A 16,009-nucleotide genomic window follows, 5' to 3' on the forward strand; every position below is an offset into this window, starting at 1 on the left:
GGGCAGGGCGGGTCACTCGGCGAGGGCGGCGTTCGCCTGGGCCATGAAGCGGGAGGTGGCGGTACGGGCACCGGCCCGCTTGCCGCGGATGCTCTCGGCCGCGTCGATCAGCAGCTCGCGCACCTCGGCGTGCCCCTTCGGCGGCGGCGCGGGTGACGGGCCGGCCAGGTCGTCCAGCTCGGCGCCGAGCGCTGCCATGCGCTTCTCGGCCCGGCCGGTCACCTCCGCGGCGACGAACGAGCGCACCTGCTTGCTGGTGTTCAGGCCGCGCTCGACGCCGAGGAGCCGGCCGGCGGCCACGTTCGTGGTCAGGAAGTCGAGCACGTCGACCACCGCCTCCGGGTGGCGGGTGCCCCGGAAACCGGCCCAGTACATCGATGCGCGCGGCCACTGGGCGGCGGGCGTACCCGGGAAGGCGACAGCGCCCAGCTCGTCGTCGGTCAGGCTCTGCAACTCGGGCAGCTGGTGCGACCAGGCGAAGGAGGCCGCGGTGTGCCCGGTGACCACGAGCTGGCGGGCCAGCTCGCCGCTGTCGGCCTGCTCGACCAGCGCGGCGCTCGGTGTGGCCCGGTCGAAGCGCGCCACCTCCCAGAACTCGAACCAGGCGAGCAGCTCGGCGGAGCTGAAGCCGAGCTGCCGCCCCTGGTACAGCTCGCTGCCCTGGCCGCGCAGCCAGAGCCAGAACGCCCGGTAGTCGCCGGAGGCGTCCATGGTGCCGGCCACCCGGTTGCCGGAGGCGCGCGTGACGCGCGCGGCCCAGCTCACGTACTCCTTCCAGGACATGCCGGTACGCGGCTCGGGCTGGCCCAGCCGGCGCAGCAGCCGGCGGTTGAACACCAGCGCCGCGCTCGTCTGCGCGGCCGGTACGCCCACCGTGCGCTCGTCCACCCGGCCGTAGCGGGCCAGCTGCTCCGGCACCTCGCGCAGGTCGAGCCGATCGTCGGCGACGTACCGGGTCAGGTCGAGCAGGATGTCCCGGCCCGCGTACTCGGCGAGCAACGTGTCGTCGATCTGGAAGAGGTCCGGCGCGTTCCCGCCGGTGGCCTGGGTGGCGAGCCGGTCGTAGTAGCCGCCCAGCCCCTGCCAGGTCACCCGGAAGCTGACCCGCGGGTTCTGCTGCGAGTACAGCCGCAGCGCCTGTTCCGTGGCCGCGGCCCGGCGGGCGCCGCCCCACCAGAACACGGACAGCTCGATCGGGCCGTCGTCGGCGGCCACCTCCTCCGGGCTGCACCCGGTGAGCAGCGGCAGCCCGCCGGCGATCGGCAGCCCGGTGAGCGCGCCGAGGAACCGTCGCCGGTCGAGCCCGGGACGGGGTACGGACTGCGGAGCGCGCAAAGGTCTCTCCGAAGGTGGGGTGGACGGATCATTTCACCGGCCCCCCGGCGGGGTGTCAACGCCGGGCGGACCCGGTGGGCGCGCCGGGCGGCCCCCGGCGGCATGGTGTACTAGCGCCGTGGAACTTCTGCACTCGGGCAAGGTCAGGGACGTCTACGCCGACGGCGAGGACCTGATCCTGGTCGCCACGGACCGCGTCTCCATCTACGACGTGGTGCTGCCGACCCCGATCCCGGACAAGGGCCGCCTGCTCACCGCGCTGTCGCTGTGGTGGTTCGAGCAGCTGTCCGACCTGGTGCCGAACCATGTGATCTCCGCGACGGACGTGCCGGCGGAGTTCGCCGGCCGGGCGATCCGCTGCCGGCGGCTGGACATGGTGCCGGTCGAGTGCGTGGCCCGGGGCTACCTGACCGGCGGCGGCTTCGCCGAATACCAGCGCACCGGCTCGGTCTCCGGGGTGCCGCTGCCTCGCGGCCTGGTCGAGGCGTCGATCCTGCCCGAGCCGATCTTCACGCCGTCGACCAAGGCGCCGAAGGGCGAGCACGACGAGCCGATCACGTACGAGCAGGTGGTGGACAAGGTCGGGCCGGAGGTCGCGGAGCGGCTGCGGCAGATCACCGTCGACGTCTACCGGCGCGGCGCGGAGATCGCCGCCGAGCGGGGCATCCTGATCGCCGATACGAAGCTGGAGCTGGGCTGGGCGCCGGACGGCACGCTGGTCCTCGGCGACGAGGTGCTCACCTCCGACTCGTCCCGGTTCTGGCCGGCCGAGTCGTACCAGCCGGGCCGCGCCCAGTTCTCCTACGACAAGCAGTACGTGCGGGACTGGGCCACGTCGAGCGGCTGGGACAAGCAGCCGCCCGCCCCCGAGGTGCCCGCCGAGGTCATCGAGGCGACCCGGACCCGCTACGTCGAGGTGTACGAGAAGCTGACCGGCAACAGCTGGGACTGACCTCACGTGCGGGTCGAACTGCGACCCGGTCGGTGCCGTTCTCTGTGCCCAGGGGGTGCAGCGCAACAAGTCGAATGGTGGCGTCTGTCAAACCCATTTGCGACGGTTCCCCGAACTGCGACAGAAGCGCCTGCCGATTCGATGCGCAGCGTAATGATGCATTGACATGTTGCCATGTCGATGGCGGGCTGCGAGTTGGAGGGCATCTCCACAAAAGACGGGGGAGGCAGATGGCCGGCCATGGCAGGTTGTCACGACGTTCATTGATCTCTGGATCGGCGGCTCTGGTGGCGGGTGCCGCCGGCGCGGCGGCTGTCGGTGTAACCGCCGCTAATGCCGCAGCTCCGACAAGCTCACCTGGCCGAGCCCGCATCGCCAGGGTGATCAGAAGCTCCGGCGGCGCCGCCGAGGTGGAGGTGTTGTCGTCCTCCGGGTCTGTGGTCGCCAGACATGTGGCACCGGTGACCGGCTTCCCCGCCGGCTGGCAGCTCCAGCCGGGCGATCGGGTGATTCTCGCCGGCATGCTGGACGAGTCCGGCTCGGGAGCCGTCATGCCGCTCGTCGAGCCGATCCGTGGCCACCTGGAGGGCACGTCGGGGTCATCCGCCCGAATCGCCGGGCGAACGGTCAGGTTGCAGAATCCGGGAACGACGGTCTCGCGAAGCGCGACGTCCGAGGAGTCGATCGCCTTCTGCGTCAAGAATGCTGTGAACGGCGAACTCTCATGCGTGAGTGTGAAGCCGGTGTCTGCATTCGCGACGCTTCCGAAGAATTCCTAGACCGCCTCACCCAAGGACTTGTCAATGGATACGTTGGTTTCGCCTGCCCAAAATACAACTGCGTCCGTCCAATCATCTGGCTCTGGTCGGCTCGAACCGATGACTGACGGGCGCCGCGGCGTCCTCAAGTTCTTCGGCCGCGGAGGGCTCGCTATCGTCGCCGGGCTGTCCGGCGTGTTCGCGGCCTCCAGGCCCGCCGCAGCCGGCCTTGCGTCGCCTTGCTGCTCACTTGCCAGCAACACGAGGTGCAGTGGGTGCGACGAGAGGTTCTCCTGCAGCAAGGGCTACAAGAGGTACTGGTGGTGCCAGGCGGGCATGCGCATCATCGGTTGCGGAGAATGCCAGAGGGACAGCGGTACTTGCTGGCAGGGCGGTGTCTACTACTGCTCCATCTGGTGGGACGACGGCGCCGGGTGCGGATGACGGCATCGGCTGCTGATCGAGGCAAGAGGGTAACCGCGTGGTTCTGTTTTCGGCACTTGTTGCCTTTGCACTGACTGCCGTGTTCGTCGTCGGTGGGGTGGAGAAGCTCAGAGCGCAGTCCTCGTTCGGCTCGACATTGGCCGGCCTGGGAGTGCCGGACGTTCTGATTCCACCCCTCCGTGTCCTGGTGCCGGTCGCAGAACTCGGCACGGCCGTCGGCCTGATGCTGTTTCCTGCAATGGCGTGGCCCTCGGTTGCCGTGGCCGCTCTCGGCGTGGCCTTCGCCGCAGCCGGCGCGCTGAGTCTGCGTGCCGAACAGCCCGTTGCCTGTTCGTGTCTGGGCGCTGCCGCGGACGGACTTCTCGGCCGGAAGCAGATCATCCTTCTTCCGCTGTGGCTGGCGGCGGCTGCTGTGCTCACCTTGTCCCCGCCGCAGTGGTCCGTTTCGCAGGGTCTGAATCTCCTGGCCCTGGCCGTCGTCGCCTCCTCCGGGCTGCATGCCGTCAAGGTCGTTCGAGCCTGGCGGAACGACGCGGCCTACCGGGCGGCCATCGAGGAGGCCGCGGAGTCTCGGGCCGACATTGTCGTCGGCCTCCACACGATTGAAGGGGTTCGATGACAATAGCTTTGTCGGTGGCCGTCGTGCTGCTGGGAACGCTGCTCCTGCTGCTTCTCGGCTCGCAGGTCGAGATGTACCGGACCATCGAGCAACTTCGGGAGTACAGCGGTCTGGTCGACCGGCCGATCCCGCTCGATCTGCCGGCCGACCGCACGCCGAGCAGAGCCGGCCTGCCGGCGACTCTGGACACCGCGGTCCGGGGGGTCGTGCTTCTGCTCTCCGACCGATGCGGCACATGCCGCTCGATCGCCGCCTCGCTGGACGGCAGCGTCCACCCCGACCTCTTCCTGGTCGTCGAGCCCGGCCAGGGGGCGGACGGCGCCGGCGAGCTCGCGCTGAGCTACCGGCTGGATCCCGAGCGGACTCTGATCGACCGCGATGGCAAGATCGCCTCCGGACTGGGGCTCAAGCTGACGCCTGCCGCAGTCGTCATCGAGCATGGGCGGATGACCCGCGCCAGTAGCATTCCTTCGATCCGGCAACTCGAACTCGTCCGCGCCTCGGTACGTGACGTCGGTGGCTCCCGGCAGGCTGCGGTGGCGCCGGAGAACGTATGACCGCTCCGTCTGATCTCGTCGTTCCGGCCATGGTGGTCCTGGCCATGACCGCGGGCTTCGCCCAGTTGTTCAGTCCTTGAGGCGTTTCGTTCGTGGGGATGTTGCGTCCGCTGGCTCTCAGCGGCACCCCTCGAACCCCTCTGGTGCAGGGGGGCAACTCACTCGCTCACCGGTTCCGCGACGCAGGACTGCCGACAGGGGCGCTCTGTGCCGGATTCCTGGTCTCAGCGACCGCACTCTTCGGCATCGCCAACTTCGTCGGCATGGCCCTCGGCACGTACCTGCTTCCGGAGAAGGCACGCCTGGCGGCAGCACTGGTGTGCATCGGCGTGCTGATCGTGCTGGACGTCCTGTCGTTCCGTCGCCGCACGATGTGCCCGATCACCTTCCGCCGTCAGACCCCGAAGAACCTGGTCTTCCGCTACGGCAACACCAGGGGGGCGCTGATCTGGGGACTGGACACCGGACTGGCCGTGACGACGTTCCGGATCTCCGCCGCGACATGGGCCTTGATCGTTCTCGGTCTGCTCAATGTCGCGCCCTGGTGGCAGGGCATCGCGTACGGCGTGGGATTCAGCCTGCCGATCGCAGCGGCCATTCTTCTGGTGCCACCCCGGCCCGACCGTGAGGACGGCACGTCGCGGGAGCCGCACTGGATCTCGGGGATGTTGAACCGGCACCGTCGATTCGCGCAGGTCGTCACGCTGCTCACCGCCGTCGTCGGGTTCGTGGCCGTTGCCCAGACCGTCGCATCCTGAACCGCTGCAGGGCCGGCGCCTCCGTGGGGCCTGGCGGGCCGGGCCACGTCCGGGGCGGACGCGATCATGCCTGGGACGACGCTCACCGACCCGGGTCGGAGGATCGGGCTAGTCGACCCAGTCGAGCGTGCGTCGCACCGCCTTGCGCCACTGGCGCAGCTCGTGCTCCCGGTGCGCCGGGTCCATCGTCGACTCCCACTGCGCGTCCGATCGCCACTTCTCGCGCAGCGTGGCCAGGTCCGGCCAGAACCCGACGGCCAGGCCGGCGGCGTACGCGGCGCCGAGGCAGGTCGTCTCGGTGATCCGGGACCGCACGACCGGCACGTCGAGCACATCGGCGAGGAACTGCATCAGCAGCTCGTTGCCGGTCATCCCGCCGTCGACCCGCAGCCGGCGCAGCGCCACGTCGGAGTCGGCGTTCATCGCGTCCACCACCTCCCGGGTCTGGAAGGCCGACGCCTCCAGCACCGCGCGGGCCAGGTGTCCCTTGGTGATGTAGCCGGTCAGTCCGGCGATCACGCCCCGGGCGTCGCTGCGCCAGTGCGGGGCGAACAGGCCGGAGAAGGCCGGCACCACGTAGCAGCCGCCGTTGTCGTCGACGGTGCGGGCCAGCTCCTCGACCTGCGGGGCGGAGGAGATCAGGCCGAGGTTGTCGCGCAGCCACTGCACGAGCGAGCCGGTGACCGCGATGGCACCCTCCAGCGCGTACACGGCGGGCTGGCCCTCGATCCGGTACGCCACGGTGGTGAGCAGGCCGTGCCGCGACGGCACCGGGCTGGCGCCGGTGTTGAGCAGCAGGAAGCTGCCGGTGCCGTAGGTGCACTTGGCCTCGCCGGGCTGGAAACAGGTCTGCCCGAACAGGGCCGCCTGCTGGTCGCCGAGCGCGCTCGCCACCGGCACCCCGGCCAGCACCCCCTGGGCGGTGCCGTACACCTCGGCCGAGCTGCGGATCTCCGGCAGCACGGCGGCCGGGACGCGCAGCGCGTCGAGCAGCTCCGGGGCCCAGTCGAGCGTCTCCAGGTCCATCAGCATGGTGCGGCTGGCGTTCGTCACGTCGGTGACGTGCCGGCCGGTCAGCTTCCAGATCAGCCAGCTGTCCATGGTGCCGAACAGCACCTCGCCGCGCTCGGCCCGCTTGCGCAGCCCGTCGACGTTGTCGAGCAGCCAGCGCAGCTTCGGGCCGGCGAAGTAGGTGGCCGGGGTCAGGCCCGTGCGGGCCCGCAGCCGCTCCTCGTCGTACGCCTCGGTCAGCTCCCGCAGCAGCGGACCGGTGCGGGTGTCCTGCCAGACGATGGCGTTCGCCACCGGGCGGCCGGTCTCCCGGTCCCACACCACAGTGGTCTCGCGCTGGTTGGTGATGCCCACCGCAGCCAGCATCTCGGTGCCGATGTCGGCGCTGGCCAGCGCCTCGCGCACCACGTGCTCGACGTTCGTCCAGATCTCCTCGGCGTCGTGCTCCACCCAGCCGGGCCGGGGGAAGATCTGCCGGTGCTCGCGCTGGGCCACGGCGACGATCTCACCGGCCCGGTCGAAGACGATGCAGCGCGAGGACGTGGTGCCCTGGTCGATGGCGGCGACGAACTCTGCGGTCACGGCAGCACCGTACCCGCCGCGAGCGTCCACCGTCTCCCTCCGGCGGCCCGTACGATCATCAGACGTGCGTGACATTGCCGTGTTCAGCGGATCAGCCCATCCCGACCTCGCCGCCGAGATCTGCGCCCACCTCCACGTCCCGCTGCACCCGGTACGGGTGTCCCGGTTCGCCAACGACTGCCTGGAGGTGCAGTTGCAGGCGAACTGCCGGGAGCGCGACGTCTTCCTCATCCAGCCGCTGGTGCCGCCGGTGCAGGAGCACCTGGTCGAGCTGCTGCTCATGATCGACGCGGCTCGCGGCGCGTCGGCCGCCCGGATCACAGTGGTGCTGCCGCACTACGCGTACGCGCGTTCGGACAAGAAGGACGCGCCGCGCATCTCCATCGGCGGCCGGCTCGTCGCCGACCTGCTCACCTCCGCGGGCGCGCACCGGGTGCTGGCCATGACGCTGCACTCGCCGCAGGTGCACGGCTTCTTCAGCGTCCCGGTGGACCACCTGCACGCGCTGCGCGAACTGGCCGCCCACTTCAAGGGGTACGACCTGAGCAACGCAGTGGTGGTCTCGCCGGACCTGGGCAACGCCAAGGAGGCCGCGGCGTTCGCCCGGATGCTGGGTACGCCCGTGGCGGCCGGCGCGAAGCAGCGTTTCAGCGACGACCGGGTGCAGATCAGCACGATCATCGGTGACGTGGCGGACCGGGACGTGATCGTGCTGGACGACGAGATCGCCAAGGGCAGCACGGTGATCGAGCTGATCTCGCATCTGCGGGAGCGGCGGGTCCGCTCGATCCGGCTGGCCTGTACGCACGGCCTGTTCTCCAGCGGGGCGCTGGAGCGGCTGGGCGGGCAGGAGGGCGTCCTGGAGATCGTCTGCACCAACACGGTGCCGATCCCGGCCGAGAAGCGGGTGCCGAAGCTGGAGGTGCTGTCGGTGGCGCCGGCGCTGGCCGAGGCGATGCGGCGGATCCACAACGGGGAGTCGGTGAGCGCCCTGTTCGCCTGACGCCGGCGGCGGGGTCAGCCGTCCAGTGGGCCGGTGGCGGGCTGGCGGGTGGCGAGCGCGGCGGTGATCCGGACGACGGTGCCGGCGTCGCCGGTCTCCACCTCCATCGCGTCGCTCAGCTCCCGGGCCAGCCAGAGGCCCCAGCCGCCGGCGGTGTCCGGCTCGGGCCGCTCGCGGTCGCGCAACCGCCGTTCGCTGATCCCTGGCCCGTGGTCGGCGACCTCGCAGACCAGTTCGCCGTTCCGCTTCCAGAGCCGCAGCCAGCCCTGCCCGCCGCCGTGCCGGACCGCGTTGGTGATCAGCTCGTTGACCGCCAGCACGAAGTCGTCCAGCCGTTGGCCGGACAGGCCCGAGCCGTGCGCACAGGAGGTGACCGAGTGCCGCAGCCCGGTCACCTGCGCCTGGTCGAAGGCCGTGGCGAGAAGCAGGGAAGGTTCGATGGGCACAACCGTACGCGGTGCGGGGAGTTCTGCGTCTGTCATGACCCCGTCCCGACGATGGTTCTCGACGACTTTCGCGGCATTTCCACCGTACGTCAGGGTTTCTCGGGGCGCACCGCCCGGGGTGCCCTGGACCGGCTGTGACAGGGTGTCGCACATGCCGTCGTCCTCCGGCCTCGAGGGCCCCTTCTGGCGATCGATAGCGGTGTTCCGCTTCGCCGCGCTCGCGTACGTCGGACTGGTCGTGCTGCGCGACGCGGACCGCTACGCGCACCCGGTCGCCGCGGGCGGTGTCCTGCTGGCGATGCTGGCGTGGAGCGGCGTGACGGCGGCCGGTTACGGCCGTCCGGCCGGGCGGCGCTGGCCGCTGCTCCTGGCCGACCTCGGCGTGGTGCTGGCGATCATCCTGGTCACGCCCTGGGTGGTGGGCCGCGCGGCGCTCGCCGCCGGGGTGCCGATGCTGACCGCCGCCTGGCTGGCCGGGCCGGTGCTCGCCTGGGCGGTCTCCGGCGGGCGGCGGCGCGGCGCGGTGGCCGCGATCGTCCTCGGCGGCGCCGACCTCGCCACCCGCGACCGGATCAGCCCGTCCGCGCTGACCGGGGCGATCCTCATGCTGCTCGCCGGCGTGGTGGTCGGGCACGTGGCCCGGCTGGCGGTGCAGGCGGAGGAGCGGTTGCAGCGGGCGGTGGAGCTGGAGGCGGCCACCCGCGAGCGGGAACGGCTGGCCCGCGACATCCACGACTCGGTGCTCCAGGTGCTCGCGCTGGTCCGGCGGCGCGGCGCGGACCTGGACGGCGAGGCGGCCGAGCTGGCCCGGCTGGCCGGCGAGCAGGAGGCGGCGCTGCGGGCGCTGATCGGCCGGGCGGGCGCGCCGCCGGACCCGGGCGGGGACGAGCAGGATCTGCGCGACCTGATCGACAGGTACGCCTCGGCCACCGTCGTGGTGTCCGCGCCCGCCACACCGGTGCCGTTGCCGGCGCGGGCCGCCGGTGAGCTGGGCGCCGCGGTCGGCGCGGCGCTCGACAACGTGGCCCGGCACGCCGGCGGGCGGGCCTGGGTGCTGATCGAGGACGAGGAGGAGACGGTGACCGTCTCGGTACGCGACGAGGGACCGGGCATCCCGGAGGGGCGGCTGGCGGAGGCCGCCGCGCAGGGGCGGCTCGGGGTGGCGCAGTCCATCCGGGGCCGGGTGGCCGACCTGGGCGGCGAGGTGCGGATCGTCTCCGCGCCCGGCGCCGGCACCGAGATCGAGCTGGTCGTGCCGAGGAGCCGCGGGTGAGCATCCGGGTGATGGTGGTCGACGACCACCCGATGTGGCGCGAGGGTGTCGCCCGTGACCTCACCGAGGCGGGCCACCAGGTGGTGGCGACCAGCGGTGAGGGGCGGCAGGCGGTACGGGTGGCCGCCGCGGCCCGTCCCGACCTGGTCGTGCTCGACCTCCAGCTGCCGGACATCTCCGGCGTCGAGGTGATCCGGGGCCTGCGCGCCGTGCTGCCCGACGTGCGGGTGCTCATGCTCTCGGCCAGCGGCGAGCCGCAGGGCGTGCTGGACGCGGTCAAGGCCGGCGCCACCGGCTACCTGATCAAGTCGGCCGCACCGGCGGAGTTCCTGGACGCGGTGCGCCGCACGGCGGCCGGTGAGCCGGTGTTCACGCCCGGCCTGGCCGGGCTGGTGCTGGGGGAGTACCGGCGGCTGGCCGCGGAGCCGCCCGCCCCGCACGACGACGCACCCCGGCTCACCGAACGGGAGACCGAGGTGCTGCGTCTGGTCGCCAAGGGGCTGTCCTACAAGCAGATCGCCGACCGGCTGAGCCTGTCCCACCGGACCGTGCAGAACCACGTGCAGAACACCCTGGGCAAGCTCCAGTTGCACAACCGGGTCGAGCTGACCCGGTACGCCATCGAGCGGGGCCTGGACGACTGAGCGGTCAGCGCGCCTCCGGCGGCCGGGTCTCGTGCACCGCCAGCTCCTCCGCGCTGGCCCCGCCACCGGCCGCGCCCGCGTCGTACGCGACGTTGTCGGTCTCCTGGTCGGTGTGTGCGCCCTCGTCCGGCTCGACCAGCCGGCCCACCTGGTGGTCGGCGACGGTGCCGAGCTGGCCGTGGTCGTACACCGACACCGGGGAGTGCGGGTCCGAGACCGGGCCCGGGTCGATCACGTCGGCGTCGAGCTGGGCCTGCGCGGCGGCCTCCTCGCTGTCCGCCTCGGCGGCGATGTCCGGGTCGACCGGGCCGGCGAGCGGGTCGTCGGCGGGGCGCTCGTACTGCTCGCGCTGGAGCTTGTAGTCCAGCGACTCGCCGTCGAGCTGCTCCTCCGCCGTGGTGCCGAACTGGTCCACGGCGACCGGCGTGCGGTCACCGGGGAGCTGGGCCGGCTCGGGGCCGTCCGCCTCGCGCCCGGTCAGCACGTCGTCGTTCGCGGTGGAGTCGTCGTCGGCGGTGTCGGGCAGGCCCGCCGCCTCGGGATCGGACACGGGGGTGGGGTACTCGTCGTCGCGCATGCCCGGGAACTACCCACTGCGCTACCCGGCCTAACCGCGACCGGCCGGGTGGATCGGGAGAAACAGTGCGAAAAGCACCTCAGTTGCGGTACGCCGCCTCGTCCTCGGCGTACAGCACGCACCACACCACCTTGCCGTCGGGCAGCGCCGTGCTGCCCCAGCGCCGGGCCACCGTGTCGATGAGCAGCAGCCCCCGCCCGCCCACCGAGTCCACCGGCGCGGGCCCGCCGTACGTGGGCCTCCCGGTCGAGTGGTCCCGGACGGCCACGTGCAGCGCGCCGCCGCGCGGGGCCAGCCGGAGCGTCATCGGCGTGACCGCGTGCGCCACCACGTTGTTGACCATCTCGGTGACCGCGATGCAGGCCGGCTCGGTCAGCTCCGGCAGTCCCCACCTGGCGCAGCCGCCGGTCACCAGCACCCGCGCCTCCCGGGCCGCCTCGGCCACCGGGGGCAGCTCGGCGTCGAGCGGCTCGGGCGGGGCGTCCGGTGGCGGCCCGTGCGGGTCGAGCAGCAGCCGCGCGGCGGGCCAGTCGTCGACCGCTCGGCAGACCTCGTCCAGCGCGTCGCGTGCCACCGGGTCGGGGATCCGCACCCCGGACAGGTCCACGAGCAGCACCCCGGGGTGCCGCCACAGCCGGGCGAGCAGCGCGTCCCGTACGGCCTCCACCTCGGAACGGTCGAGGACCCCGGTCAGCCGGACCGTCGGGGAGGACTCGTCGGTCTCCACCAGGCAACGCGCATCCGTCGGCATGATCGCCCCATTGTGCACGTCGGTCCGCGCCCGCGCACCGGTCCGGTCGACGGGACTCACGGCCGGCCGGCCCGGGACCGGCGGCTGAGCGCCGCCACCGTGCCGACAGCCGTGCCGGCGGCCAGCCCGACCGCCGCGGTCAGCCGCAGCACCTGCCCGCGCCGGCCGGACCATCCGTCGGTCCGCTCCGCCGCCGAGTCCGGCGTGAAGACCGCGCCGGTCGAGTCGGCGCGTACGCCGGGGCCGAACTGGGTGCGCGCGGTGTACCAGCCCAGCACCCGCTCGGCCAGCGCCGGGGCGAGCCGCCACTGGAGCCCGATCAGCCGGGCCGCGCCGCCCGCGTACGCCTCGCGCCGGGGCCGGCGCAGCAGCCGGACGATCGTCTCGGCGACCATCTCGGGCGGGTACACCGGCGGCGGCGGGGTCAGCTCCCGGCCGGAGTGATTGGCCGCGTGCCGGAAGAACGGCGTGTCGATGGTGGCGGGCAGCACGGTGCAGATCGAGATGTTCCCCCGGCCGGTCACCCGCAGCTCCTGCCGCACCGTGTCGGCCAGCCCGCGGATCGCGTGCTTCGTCGCGTTGTACGCCGACTGGTACGGCATCGCCACCTCGGCCAGCACCGAGGCGTTGTTGACGAGCACCCCGCCGCCGGCCGCGCCCAGCCAGGGCAGCGCGGCCCGCGTCCCGTACACGGCGCCGAGCAGGTTCACGTCCACCACCCGGCGGAACTCGGCCACCGGGATCTCGTCGAACAGCCCCACGGTGCCCACTGCCGCGTTGTTGATCCACGCGTCGATCCGGCCGAACTCGGCCACCGCCCGCCCCGCCAGCCGCTCCACCGCCTCCGGGTCGGTCACGTCGGTGGGCACCACCAGGGCGCGCCCGCCCAGTTCCCGGCAGAACGACGCGACCCGGCGCAGCGCGGACTCGGTCCGGGCGGCCAGCACCACGTCGGCGCCCCGGCGGGCCAGCGCGTACGCGGTGGCCGCGCCGATCCCGCTGGAGGCGCCGGTGATGACGACTGTGGCGTCGGAGAGGCTGCGGGTCAGCGGCATTCCCCGTCGGTACCCCGGGCCGGGGCGGTCATGCCGACCGTTTTCGCCGGTGATCGGCATCGGTCGGCTGTCCCGCCCCCGGGACGCACTGGCCGGGTGACCCCGATCTGTCAGGTTTGGACGCACCGGACCTGGGTTAATGGGACGCTCTGACCGGAGACCCCGCTCGCGAGAAACGCATGGAGGTGCACCATGCGCGTCGGCCTTGTATGCGCGCACGCCGGCTCGTCCACCGACGGTCCCACTGTCGGGACGCAGGAGCACATTGCGCGCGTGGCGGCGGAGCTCGCCGCCCGGGGCCATGACGTCCGCGTCTACGAGCGTCGTGCCGCGTCCGCCCAGCCCGCCCTGACCGAACTCGACGGCTACCGGGTGGAACGTGTCCCGGTCGGCCCGCCCGACATGCTCTCCACCGCCGAGCTGGTCCCGTTCGTCGCCGAGTACGGCCGCTGGCTGGCCGGGCAGTGGGCCGGGGACTGGACGCCCGACGTGGTGCACGGGCACTACTGGGTCGGCGGGCTGGCGGCCGCCCACGCGGTACGCGCGACCGACATCCCGGTGGTGCAGACGTTCCACTCGCTCGGCGTGGAGCAGTTGCGTCACCTCGGCCGGGAGTACAGCGGGCCGGGGGAGCGCATCCCGCTGGAACGGGCGCTGACCCGGGCCGTGGACGTGGCGGTGGCCCAGTGCAACGACGAGGTCGACGAGCTGACCCGGATGGGCCTGCAACGGACGTCGGTGGCGATGGTGCCGACCGGGGTGGACACCGGCCAGTTCCACCCGGACGGCGAGGCGGCGCCGCGGGACCAGCGGCCGCGGATCCTCTCCGTCGGCGGGCTCGCGCCCGGGCACGGCCAGGACGACCTGATCCGGGCGATGCGGCTGGTCGGTGACGCGGAACTGGTGATCGCGGGCGGCCCGCCGGCGGAGCGGCTGGACGGGCACGCCGAGGCGCGCCGGCTGCGCGAGCTGGCCGAGCGGGCGGGCGTGGCGGAGCAGGTGAAGCTGGTCGGCGCGGTGCCGCACGACCAGATGGCCACCTGGTACCGCTCCGCCGATCTGGTGGCCTGCACGCCGCACTACGCGTCGGCCGGGCGGGTGTCGCTGGAGGCGATGGCCTGCGGCGTGCCGGTGGTCGGCTACGCCATGGGCGGCATCGCGGACGCGGTGGTGGACGAGGTGACCGGCAAGCTGGTGCCGCCGGGTGACGTGCGCATGCTCGGAGTCACGCTGCGCCGGCTGCTGTCGGACAACGCCGGCCGGTTCGCGTACGGGCACGCCGCGGTGGACCGGGTCCGGTGCAGCTACACCTGGGAACGGACCGCCGCCGCGCTGGAGCGTCTCTACGAGCGGGTGATCGGTCGGCGCCGCCCGGCTACTCCGATCGACCCGACGCCGGTCGAGGTGACGCCGCCGGTCGAGGTGGTCGTCTCCGAACGCGGGCCGGTCGAGGCGGCCTGAACCGGCACCATCCCGGCGCCCACCATTGCCTTCTGGCGGGCGCCGGCGTGGTGGTGCTGCGGTTCGGCGTACCGGGTCAGGCCGACCACCGCCGCGAGCGTCACCAGGAAGCCGAGCCCGGCCAGCCACTCCCGGCCGGGCCAGATCTTGTCGTTGAGCAGCAGCAGGCCGACGATCGCCGCTGGTACCGCGCCGGCGGCGTCCATCGCGGCCACCGCCGCCGTGGTCGACCCGCGCTGCATGGCCAGCCCGAGCAGCAGCTGGCCGATCACCGAGTGGACGATCAGCAGGTAGAGCAGCGGGTCACGGACGAACGCCTCCACCGACCCGGCCGAGGCGAGCGGGCGGGCCGCCACCGCGGCGGCGGAGAACGCCATCCCGGCCAGTGAGCCGAGCACCACCGACCCGAGCGCGCCGTGCAGCCGGGCGGCGAAGAAGCCGGAAGCGGCGATCGCGACCACCGCCACCGCCAGGCCGACCAGCCCGGCGGTGCCGAGCTGCCGCGACGGCGCGGGCTGGGCGGAGAGGACGAGCGCGGTGATGCCGGCGAACAGCAGCACCAGCAGCACCACCTCGGCTGCCGGCAGCCGCCACTTGAGCACCAGCACGCCGAGGACGGCGGTCACCCCGAGCCCGGCCGCCACGCTGGCCTGGACCAGGAACAACGGCAGGTCACGGCGGGCCAGGAAGGCCAGCACGAAGCCGACGACCTGGCAGGCCAGGCCGATCAGGTACGTCCGGTGCCCGGCGAGGCGCAGCAGCAGCCCGGGATCGAACGTGTGGTGCACTGTGGTCCGCGCGGCTGCGACCGACTGGAGAAGGTTGGCGAAGCCGTACGCGATGATCATCGCCGCCAGGAAGCACCAACCGGAGGAAACCACCTGGCGAGGATAGAGGCTTCCCCCGGGTCAGCGCTCGGCTGGACGGCCGAGCCGGGCCAGGATGTCGTCGTGCAGCGCCCCGTTGCTGGCCACGGCGCTGATGTCGGCGGAGTCGGCGCCGGCCGGGGCGGGCCGCCCGGCCAGATCGGTGACGATTCCGCCCGCCTCGGTGACGATCGGGACCAGCGCGGCGATGTCCCACAGCGACAGCTCGGGCTCCACCATCACGTCCAGTGCCCCCTCGGCCAGCAGCATGTAGCCGTAGAAGTCGCCGTACGCCCGGCTGCGCCAGGTGTCGCGCATGAGCTGGAGCACCGCGTCCAGCCGCCCGGCCTGCTCCCACCCGGTCAGCGACGAGTAGCAGAAGCTCGCGTCGCCGAGCGCTGTCACGCCGGAGACCCGGATCGGCGTGCCGTCCGCCGGACCGGTGCCGGCGAACGCGCCCGCGCCGAGCGCGCCCCACCAGCGGCGGCCCAGCGCCGGGGCGGAGACCAGGCCGAGCACCGGCCGGCCGTGCTCCAGCAGCGCGATCAGGGTGGCCCAGACCGGTACGCCCCGGACGAAGTTCTTCGTGCCGTCGATCGGGTCGATCACCCAGCGCCGCCCGTCGGGGCCGGCCGGCGGCTGCTCGCCGTACTCCTCGCCGAGCAGGCCGTCACCGGGACGGTGCTCGGCCAGCAGCGCCCGGATCTCCCGTTCGACGGCGGTGTCCGCGTCGGAGACCGGCGTCAGGTCCGGCTTCGACTCGACGCGCAGGTCGAGCGCGCGGAACCGGGCCGAGGAGACGGCGTCCGCGGCGTCGGCGAGCAGGTGGGCGAGGGCGAGGTCGTCGGCGTACCCGGTCATGACTGACACGCTAGTGGCGGCGGCCCGGCCTTCGACGGCGGGTCGCCGCCGGTCCG

Annotated in this window: 17 protein-coding genes; 9 read left to right on the forward strand and 8 right to left on the reverse strand. The window is 72.8% G+C overall.

The features are described 5' to 3' along the window. Window positions 1-12: 12 nt before the first annotated feature. Window positions 13-1,335: an ABC transporter substrate-binding protein gene (locus ABD52_RS19645; RefSeq protein WP_013475256.1), complete on the reverse strand. Its 1,323-nt coding sequence runs from the start codon at window positions 1,333-1,335 to the stop codon at window positions 13-15. 118 nt (window positions 1,336-1,453) lie between these two features. On the opposite strand from ABD52_RS19645, the gene ABD52_RS19650 reads away from it, so the two are divergent. From ABD52_RS19650 to ABD52_RS19675, 5 genes are all read left to right on the forward strand, one after another. Beyond that, on the forward strand, window positions 1,454-2,287 hold the full coding sequence (locus ABD52_RS19650; RefSeq protein ID WP_030273884.1) for a phosphoribosylaminoimidazolesuccinocarboxamide synthase: 834 nt from the start codon (window positions 1,454-1,456) through the stop codon (window positions 2,285-2,287). A 380-nt stretch (window positions 2,288-2,667) separates the two neighbouring features. Continuing rightward, window positions 2,668-3,066: a hypothetical protein gene (locus ABD52_RS19655; protein WP_047892760.1), complete on the forward strand. Its 399-nt coding sequence runs from the start codon at window positions 2,668-2,670 to the stop codon at window positions 3,064-3,066. A 460-nt stretch (window positions 3,067-3,526) separates the two neighbouring features. Further along, the gene (locus ABD52_RS19665; RefSeq protein ID WP_047892761.1) at window positions 3,527-4,108 is read left to right on the forward strand and encodes a MauE/DoxX family redox-associated membrane protein; all 582 of its coding nucleotides are present in this window, start codon (window positions 3,527-3,529) and stop codon (window positions 4,106-4,108) included. Window positions 4,109-4,122: 14 nt separating this feature from the next. After that, a complete protein-coding gene (locus ABD52_RS19670; RefSeq protein WP_198039684.1) occupies window positions 4,123-4,665 on the forward strand; it encodes a hypothetical protein in 543 nt (180 codons plus the stop codon). A 98-nt stretch (window positions 4,666-4,763) separates the two neighbouring features. Beyond that, complete coding sequence (locus tag ABD52_RS19675; RefSeq protein ID WP_152748282.1) at window positions 4,764-5,423, forward strand: hypothetical protein; 660 nt, start codon at window positions 4,764-4,766, stop codon at window positions 5,421-5,423. A 108-nt stretch (window positions 5,424-5,531) separates the two neighbouring features. On the opposite strand, the gene glpK is transcribed toward ABD52_RS19675, so the two are convergent. Continuing rightward, window positions 5,532-7,016 carry a glycerol kinase GlpK gene (gene glpK, locus ABD52_RS19680; RefSeq protein ID WP_200905214.1) on the reverse strand — a complete coding sequence of 495 codons (1,485 nt, stop codon included), beginning with the start codon at window positions 7,014-7,016 and terminating at the stop codon, window positions 5,532-5,534. Window positions 7,017-7,080: 64 nt separating this feature from the next. Between glpK and ABD52_RS19685 the strand changes: the two genes are divergently transcribed. Beyond that, a complete protein-coding gene (locus ABD52_RS19685; RefSeq protein WP_047892763.1) occupies window positions 7,081-8,019 on the forward strand; it encodes a ribose-phosphate pyrophosphokinase in 939 nt (312 codons plus the stop codon). Between the two features lie 14 nt (window positions 8,020-8,033). Here ABD52_RS19685 and ABD52_RS19690 read toward each other — a convergent pair whose 3' ends face one another. Beyond that, window positions 8,034-8,501, reverse strand: a complete 468-nt coding sequence (locus ABD52_RS19690) for an ATP-binding protein (RefSeq protein ID WP_047892764.1) — start codon at window positions 8,499-8,501, stop codon at window positions 8,034-8,036. A gap of 115 nt (window positions 8,502-8,616) precedes the next feature. On the opposite strand from ABD52_RS19690, the gene macS reads away from it, so the two are divergent. Then, window positions 8,617-9,738 carry a MacS family sensor histidine kinase gene (gene macS, locus ABD52_RS19695; RefSeq protein WP_013475260.1) on the forward strand — a complete coding sequence of 374 codons (1,122 nt, stop codon included), beginning with the start codon at window positions 8,617-8,619 and terminating at the stop codon, window positions 9,736-9,738. Window positions 9,739-9,749: 11 nt separating this feature from the next. Continuing rightward, window positions 9,750-10,382, forward strand: a complete 633-nt coding sequence (locus tag ABD52_RS19700) for a response regulator transcription factor (protein WP_200905215.1) — start codon at window positions 9,750-9,752, stop codon at window positions 10,380-10,382. Between the two features lie 4 nt (window positions 10,383-10,386). Here ABD52_RS19700 and ABD52_RS19705 read toward each other — a convergent pair whose 3' ends face one another. The 3 genes from ABD52_RS19705 to ABD52_RS19715 form a co-directional block, all read right to left on the reverse strand. Continuing rightward, on the reverse strand, window positions 10,387-10,959 hold the full coding sequence (locus tag ABD52_RS19705) for a DUF5709 domain-containing protein (RefSeq protein WP_013288384.1): 573 nt from the start codon (window positions 10,957-10,959) through the stop codon (window positions 10,387-10,389). Between the two features lie 79 nt (window positions 10,960-11,038). After that, complete coding sequence (locus ABD52_RS19710; RefSeq protein ID WP_082171333.1) at window positions 11,039-11,710, reverse strand: ATP-binding protein; 672 nt, start codon at window positions 11,708-11,710, stop codon at window positions 11,039-11,041. A gap of 56 nt (window positions 11,711-11,766) precedes the next feature. Beyond that, window positions 11,767-12,765 carry an SDR family oxidoreductase gene (locus tag ABD52_RS19715; protein WP_047892766.1) on the reverse strand — a complete coding sequence of 333 codons (999 nt, stop codon included), beginning with the start codon at window positions 12,763-12,765 and terminating at the stop codon, window positions 11,767-11,769. Window positions 12,766-12,957: 192 nt separating this feature from the next. On the opposite strand from ABD52_RS19715, the gene ABD52_RS19720 reads away from it, so the two are divergent. Continuing rightward, window positions 12,958-14,226 carry a glycosyltransferase gene (locus tag ABD52_RS19720; RefSeq protein ID WP_082171332.1) on the forward strand — a complete coding sequence of 423 codons (1,269 nt, stop codon included), beginning with the start codon at window positions 12,958-12,960 and terminating at the stop codon, window positions 14,224-14,226. Here the strand turns inward: ABD52_RS19720 and ABD52_RS19725 are convergent. Both ABD52_RS19725 and hisN read right to left on the reverse strand, forming a co-directional pair. Further along, on the reverse strand, window positions 14,109-15,074 hold the full coding sequence (locus ABD52_RS19725) for a hypothetical protein (protein ID WP_030275121.1): 966 nt from the start codon (window positions 15,072-15,074) through the stop codon (window positions 14,109-14,111). The genes ABD52_RS19720 and ABD52_RS19725 overlap by 118 nt on opposite strands. A gap of 60 nt (window positions 15,075-15,134) precedes the next feature. Beyond that, window positions 15,135-15,953 (reverse strand): histidinol-phosphatase, encoded by an 819-nt coding sequence (gene hisN, locus ABD52_RS19730; protein WP_047892767.1) that lies wholly within the window; start codon window positions 15,951-15,953, stop codon window positions 15,135-15,137. Window positions 15,954-16,009 lie beyond the last annotated feature (56 nt).

Source organism: Micromonospora sp. RV43 (assembly GCF_001029515.1).
Taxonomy (GTDB): domain Bacteria; phylum Actinomycetota; class Actinomycetes; order Mycobacteriales; family Micromonosporaceae; genus Micromonospora; species Micromonospora aurantiaca.

Coding starts and splice junctions, on each gene's coding strand:
- macS (WP_013475260.1), top strand. CDS start 8,617: ATGCCGTCGTCCTCCGGCCTCGAGGGCCCCTTCTGGCGATCGATAGCG.
- ABD52_RS19720 (WP_082171332.1), top strand. CDS start 12,958: ATGCGCGTCGGCCTTGTATGCGCGCACGCCGGCTCGTCCACCGACGGT.
- ABD52_RS19675 (WP_152748282.1), top strand. CDS start 4,764: ATGTTGCGTCCGCTGGCTCTCAGCGGCACCCCTCGAACCCCTCTGGTG.
- ABD52_RS19690 (WP_047892764.1), bottom strand. CDS start 8,501: ATGACAGACGCAGAACTCCCCGCACCGCGTACGGTTGTGCCCATCGAA.
- ABD52_RS19715 (WP_047892766.1), bottom strand. CDS start 12,765: ATGCCGCTGACCCGCAGCCTCTCCGACGCCACAGTCGTCATCACCGGC.
- ABD52_RS19705 (WP_013288384.1), bottom strand. CDS start 10,959: ATGCGCGACGACGAGTACCCCACCCCCGTGTCCGATCCCGAGGCGGCG.
- hisN (WP_047892767.1), bottom strand. CDS start 15,953: ATGACCGGGTACGCCGACGACCTCGCCCTCGCCCACCTGCTCGCCGAC.
- ABD52_RS19725 (WP_030275121.1), bottom strand. CDS start 15,074: ATGATCATCGCGTACGGCTTCGCCAACCTTCTCCAGTCGGTCGCAGCC.
- ABD52_RS19700 (WP_200905215.1), top strand. CDS start 9,750: ATGGTGGTCGACGACCACCCGATGTGGCGCGAGGGTGTCGCCCGTGAC.
- ABD52_RS19710 (WP_082171333.1), bottom strand. CDS start 11,710: ATGCCGACGGATGCGCGTTGCCTGGTGGAGACCGACGAGTCCTCCCCG.